Raw genomic sequence first — 6,222 nt, 5'->3', positions numbered from 1 at the left:
ATGTTAACTACCTCTATTCAAATGTCTTTGTTTTTCTTCTCATGAGTAAAAACAAGAAAACAGAAAATTCAGTCAAAATTTATGCGACACTAGTGGAATTATATACAAACGTGGGAAATGTGATAAATGGTTGAGCTACCCCCTTATATAAGGGGAACGCCTTAGTTCAATATTACATAAATATATATACTATGTGTGGTTAATCTAATGGAGGTGAGTGTATGCACCAATGCCGTTGTTGTCACGGTGCAGGATGTTGTCGTTATTGTGGTGGAGCTGGTATGTGCTGTTGTTGTAGTGGACGTAGATGTCACCACTGTCAGGGAAGTGGATGTTGCCCTTGTTGTCACGGCGGAAAAAGATGTAGTTGTTGTGGTGGATCAGGTGTTCAACCAATGTAAAGCTTACAAATTCTATTAAGGGGTCCAGCCGACAAAACGCGAATATTATACGTTAAGAACTATTTTTAGAAGATAAAAGCCCTGAATTTTTTACGGCAAGTAAAAAATTCAGGGCTTTGTTTAAAAGGACTTATCTTATTGATGGCCACACTTTCTCTTTAATATCTTTTTCATCATATTGTTTAACAGCTAGCCATGGCTCAATTAGTACCTTTAAGTCCTCTTGATATACAGTAGAATCCGTAGTAATTTTGTTAATTTGATTATTTGAAGATAAAGTTAGTATATTCATTTCCCACTCATTTGGAGAAGGAATTAAAATACTGTGATTAAAAGCCTCTTCGATTTTGTTATAGGAATTTCTAAAATCCTGTGAGTGTTCTCCAGTTAAGCGCCCATGTAGGTTTGAAATAAGGATTCCATCCGGCATTAATATCCGGTTAATTTCTTTATAAAATTTGGCAGAATCAAGATGTGCAGGCACTTTGTTTCCATCATAAGCGTCTAAGGCTACAAGATCATAGCTTGTGCTATCTGTTTTTTTAACAAATTCAAAAGCATCTAAAATATGAACATCTATGTTGCTGTCTAAACTGAAATTAAAATATTTTTTTGCTACATGATATACTTCTTCGTCTATTTCAACTACGTCAATTTTCAGATCGGGGAAAAAACTTCTAAATGCTTTAACCAAGTAACCAGTTCCTAACCCTATACATAGTATTCGTTTAATCTGTCTGTTTAAAAAGATAGGCCCAAGTAAAAAACTGTTTAAATAAGGTGTAGAAGTTCCTTCTTTCTTTTTCAGTATTCCTGATTGAAATGATGTAAGAAACCGTAAATTTCTCTGTTCCTCATTCTCAGATACATAAATTGTTGAGTATGCGGATTTCTTCTTAAAAAGGATATTTTCCCCAAAAAAATCCATAGTCCATTTCATTATTAAATTTTCAATCTCATCCTGTATGAATTCTTTACAAGACGAACAGATACTTTCTTCTATAATACTGTCTCCTATGTTAATTTTTAAAGTCTGATCAGCATAGCAGTAGCATTTAACACATGGTAATAGCATATTATCATCTCCATTAAAGAATCATCATAGGGAAAGGCTCTAGAAGAATAACAGGCCCATCTTCTAAAAATCTATTAGGATTTGTTTTAAATATTTGTGAACTTTTGTGGAGTGCAAGGAATTCTTGATTGACTAATTCTTGTAGCCGTTCAATTTCCTTGTTATCATTTTTTGAATCTCCAGATAGCATATAGCATAATAAAATAGATTGATAATGTTTGTTGGAAATTGGTTTACCTAATAATTTTTTTAGTTGTAAAGATTCTTTATAAAAATTCATTGATTCCTGATATTGATTCATCAAGAAATAAGCATAGCCTAATTTTCGAGATACAATCTCCTGATGAAAGGTATCTTTAAAATCCCCGCAAATAATATAAGATTTTTTTAGGGATTCTATTGCCTGATTGTATTTACCTAAACAAAGAAGCAAATTACCTTCAAAGTAAAAATATTCTTTCTTGAATATTTCAGGAGCGTTCGAAATATCCGCCTTCAGGTCTTTCCATTCTTCTAACGCATCCACGTTATTTCCTTTATAAAAGTTAAGATAAGAGGCATTGGCTTTTAAGTTCCCTAATAATCGCTCTGCTGATATTGGATTTCCTATTTCATCCATTATGTCACTATCAGGAGTGTGATTCTTATATGGTTGAACAAACTCCATCGCTCTGGTAACGTGTTCCATCGCCTTTTTAAAGTCTTTTTCTATTGAATATGAAACAAAGGCAATATAGTTATACAGCCATCCTTTTTCGTAAAGGGTACGAAAATCTTTGCTTTGACCTGCTAGATTTAGTCCTTTTTGTATATACGTTTTAGCTTCATCAATTTTTTTAAGTCTTTTACCATATATAGTGGCGATTAAGTGACATGCCTTAACCTGTTCACCAATTGAATCTGTATGCATTTTCATATTAAGGAAAGAGTTAATTGCATTACTGAAATCATCCATAAATACCTGGGCGATTCCTACATGCCTCCAAACTTCATAACAAAGCCTTTGTTGCTGCTTGGTATCAAATTGATTTAAGTTATTAAGAATGATATCTCCAAGAAATAATACATTTTCAAGATTAAACAAAAGCAACGAATGATGAAGTTTTTCTAAAACATCATTATATTTGGCGTTACCTGCAATTAGACAATTGACACAAGTGCTAATATTATCTTTTAAATTATCATTTGATACTAAATAATGTTTGCTTTCATCATTATCCGTATTAATTCCACCCCTAATAAATACGGGATCAACTTTTTTCTTCAGCCTTGTTAATAATTCCGTGATTTCAATACCGTTGTCTAATTTATTGGTATTGCTTAGTACTTGATAATCTTTTACATTTAAGACAAAGATAAGATTTTGGAGCTTTAAATTATTTAGTAAGTGATTTATACAATAAATTGATAAACGGTCTGAATTTTGAAAATCCTCTAATAAAATCACAACAGGTCTATCTTCAGCCAATTTTTTGAGTATACTAGAGATAAAGTGGATCAAGCGAAAACCCCATTGGATTTCTCTATTTAGTCTTACCTCAGACCATCCCCAAGAGATACTAAAGATGTCTGGGGAATTTTCGTTAGCTTTTGGAAATAAGGTTTGTAATTCATACTTGTAATCTTTAATCCAGTCCCACTTTAACCATGTGGAACTATTCTCCAATAAAAAATCCCTAAATGGTTTCAATAAAGACCGGTTCATCCGATTTAATTTCGAATGAAAAACAAACCCCGTTCCTGAACAGACATTAAATATGCCAGTTGTTAATTCCTCAAAGTTTGCTACACCCTCAATCCAAAAACATTTCGAGTCAGAAGGGTTATTTGACATAGATTCAAAACAACGAAAAATATCGTTAGTGTAATTACTTTTTGTATATACATTTTGGATCATGAGATAAACTCCTTTTTATATCTTCCGTAATGGTGAAAAGAAAGCAAGCAAGCCTGCAAGAATAACTGAACAACCAGCAACAAGATAGGTAGGTAAACTTCCCATACCTTGAATTGAAAGGCCACCTATTAAACCAGCAAGTGGAATTGATAGGTAGGAAATTGATGTAAGAGAACCCTCAACTCTACCATAAAGCTCATTTTCAATACTTTCTTGTTTATACGTATTAAGAATAATACTTAAAGTTGTAATGCTTCCTCCCCAAAGGCCAAAGCCAATTGCTGTGCTAATCCAATGGGGGAATACTGCAACTATTAAAGCTCCAACTCCTCCACCTAGGATGGGGAGAAAACTAATAATATAACCTCTTTTGAAGTTATTAATTAATGGTTCAACTACTAAGCTGCCGAGCATTCCAAAAATGCCTATAGAAGCAAATACAACACCTGTGTAGGTTGCATTGACATTTAAAATATCTCTTAGATAATAGACTAGCGTGGACATCACTAATGCAATCCCAAAATTAGACAAAATGCTTATACAAGCAATGATACGGAGATCCCAACGATTCCATAAATATAAAAATCCCTTTTTAATATCGTCCCATATCTTTTCAGCATTTTGTCCCTCATTGTTTCGGGGAATTTGGCCAATCAAGAATAGGCATATAACCATCATCAGGTATGCGAAACTATTAATCAGCAAAGAATTATATACTCCCACTAGACCAATCAATGCTCCACCTAATAACGGTCCAACAGTTCTTGAAAGATTCTCAATGAATTGAATCCGGGCATTTGCTTTGGTCAGTATCTCTTTTGGTACAATTTGTGGAATGACTGCTTGTAAAGGAACATCTATAAAAAAAGACAATGTCGAAGCAAGAAAAGCAACAATATAAACCATCGGAGTGACTAAAACATCCATCCAAAACATAACTGGAATGCTAAGCACAAAAATAATTCTTATTAAATCAGCAAAAATCATCAGTTTTCTTCTGTCAATTCGATCGATAAGAACACCACCAAAAGGAAGCAAAAGTACAAACGGCAGCATCTCAACTGCAAAAACTGTTCCCATGATTACCGAGGATCCTGACAAGTTGTAAGCAACCCATGGTAAGGCCAAAGTATATATATTAGTACCAATTCTAGAGAATAAAAGACCCAATAATATTAGATGAAATTTTGCATCAAGCTGTAAATTTACATTTTTTTTCGCAATTAATTCAGGCATGCAAAATCATCCCTTCTAGTTGTGTTACTAACTCTTTGGGTGATGGCATTGCTCCCTTAATTTTCTTTTTGGTCGATAATTGTACACCTTCTCCTTCTGGCTCAATAAATATATAACCGTCTTCTTTAAGAGCTTTAATGTTTCTTTGAACTGCCCGGCGATTGTACATATGTCCATTTGTATTAGGAACTATAATAACCGGGCAAGCAGCAGCCATTGCAGCCGTTGACAATAAATCATCAGCAATCCCATTAGCAATTTTTCCAATTATATTTGCCGTAGCAGGAAGGATAATTAAAATGTCAGCCCAATTAGGTAAATGAACATGTGGGATTTTGAAATCAGAGTTAGAATCAAACATGTTTTCAAATAAATGTCCGTCAATAAAATATTTTAGACTATCCGGATTAACTATCTTTTTTGCACTTTCTGTCATAATTAAGTTTATTGAACAATTAAAAGTGTTTTGTATTTCAGTTAGGTAACTATGTATCTCTACGGCTCCAATGGAGCCTGATATTCCAACTAAAATTTTCTTATAATCCACCTTAATTCCCCCTCAAATCGAAATAAAAGGTTTGGATTTTCTCCAAACCTTTTATTCTTACTATTTATTATTTACGCTTTGTACCAGGTGCACACACATAAACATTACGCTTTGTGCCAGGAGCACAAACATACACATTACGCTCTTCGAATCTCATTATGTATTCACCTCCCATTAAAGGAAATACTTGCAATTTAACTTTATTATATGAATAGTCAGAAATCAATTTAATCAATGTAAATATAAGGAAAATAAATATATTTAACTATAAATTCCTCACTCTTTATGCCTTAAGTCCTAATAAAATGTCTTAGCTTTTATAAATTATAATCCCTATAAACGACCGTTTTTGGTTATAAAAGAGAGCTGCTCTAAAAAACCTCAAAAACTACTAAAGTATATAACCAAAAATATAATTAAAATCAAAATACCAATATATCTATTCCGACCCCCTTTTTGGTATAGTAAATATATTAAGTAAGGGGGGAAGTTGTGTTGAAATTTGGATATGCACGGGTAAGTACGCAAGATCAGTCATTGTCATTACAAATTGATGCTTTGAATCATTATAAAGTGGATCAGATTTTTGAAGAAAAAGAATCAGGAAAGAGAAAAAACCGTCCTCAGTTGGACGAGCTTCTAAAAGTTCTACGTAATGGCGACACAGTGATTGTCTATAAATTAGATCGCATCAGTCGAAGTACCAAACATTTAATTGAGCTTATGGAACATTTTGAAGCAAAGGGAATTCATTTTGTATCTATTCAAGATAAAATTGACACAACAACAGCAATGGGACGTTTCTTTTTCAGAATGTTGGCCAGCATAGCTGAATTGGAACGGGATATCATTAGTGAACGAACAAAAGATGGACTGATGGCAGCTAGAGCTAGGGGAAGAAATGGAGGGAGACCGAAGGTTGAATCAAAAAAAATCATGCTTGCCATAAAGATGTATGAAAGCAAAGACTATTCTTTATCCCAAATTAAAGAAGCCACAGGAATAGGAGCAACAACGTTATATCGATACTTAGGAAAGAAAGAACCATCCGGCGAGGAGGTGTAAC

6 protein-coding genes are annotated in these 6,222 nt (G+C 33.5%); 2 read left to right on the top strand and 4 right to left on the bottom strand.

Features of this window, described 5'->3' with window-relative positions; genetic code table 11:
• The first annotated feature begins 207 nt into the window (after positions 1 to 207).
• Positions 208 to 420 carry a hypothetical protein gene (locus tag B1A98_RS18815; RefSeq protein WP_082821678.1) on the top strand — a complete coding sequence of 71 codons (213 nt, stop codon included), beginning with the start codon at positions 208 to 210 and terminating at the stop codon, positions 418 to 420.
• A gap of 111 nt (positions 421 to 531) precedes the next feature.
• Here the strand turns inward: B1A98_RS18815 and B1A98_RS18810 are convergent, their stop codons facing one another.
• From B1A98_RS18810 to B1A98_RS18795, 4 genes are read right to left on the bottom strand one after another with little or no spacing between them, the layout of a single operon-like run.
• Complete coding sequence (locus tag B1A98_RS18810) at positions 532 to 1,476, bottom strand: spermidine synthase (protein ID WP_041114493.1); 945 nt, start codon at positions 1,474 to 1,476, stop codon at positions 532 to 534.
• A gap of 13 nt (positions 1,477 to 1,489) precedes the next feature.
• The gene (locus B1A98_RS18805) at positions 1,490 to 3,373 is read right to left on the bottom strand and encodes a tetratricopeptide repeat protein (RefSeq protein ID WP_063384315.1); all 1,884 of its coding nucleotides are present in this window, start codon (positions 3,371 to 3,373) and stop codon (positions 1,490 to 1,492) included.
• Positions 3,374 to 3,388: 15 nt separating this feature from the next.
• Entirely contained in the window at positions 3,389 to 4,609 is a 1,221-nt protein-coding gene (locus tag B1A98_RS18800; protein ID WP_041114491.1) for an MFS transporter, read from the bottom strand.
• Positions 4,602 to 5,156 (bottom strand): flavoprotein, encoded by a 555-nt coding sequence (locus tag B1A98_RS18795; protein ID WP_052477429.1) that lies wholly within the window; start codon positions 5,154 to 5,156, stop codon positions 4,602 to 4,604. The genes B1A98_RS18800 and B1A98_RS18795 overlap by 8 nt, the downstream gene beginning before the upstream one ends.
• Positions 5,157 to 5,651: 495 nt before the next feature.
• Between B1A98_RS18795 and B1A98_RS18790 the strand changes: the two genes are divergently transcribed.
• A complete protein-coding gene (locus tag B1A98_RS18790) occupies positions 5,652 to 6,221 on the top strand; it encodes a recombinase family protein (protein WP_063384328.1) in 570 nt (189 codons plus the stop codon).
• Position 6,222 lies beyond the last annotated feature (1 nt).

The sequence above is a fragment of the Pseudobacillus badius genome, assembly GCF_002189605.1.
Lineage (GTDB): Bacteria > Bacillota > Bacilli > Bacillales > Domibacillaceae > Pseudobacillus > Pseudobacillus badius.
This window is presented reverse-complemented; position numbering and strand designations above follow the sequence as displayed.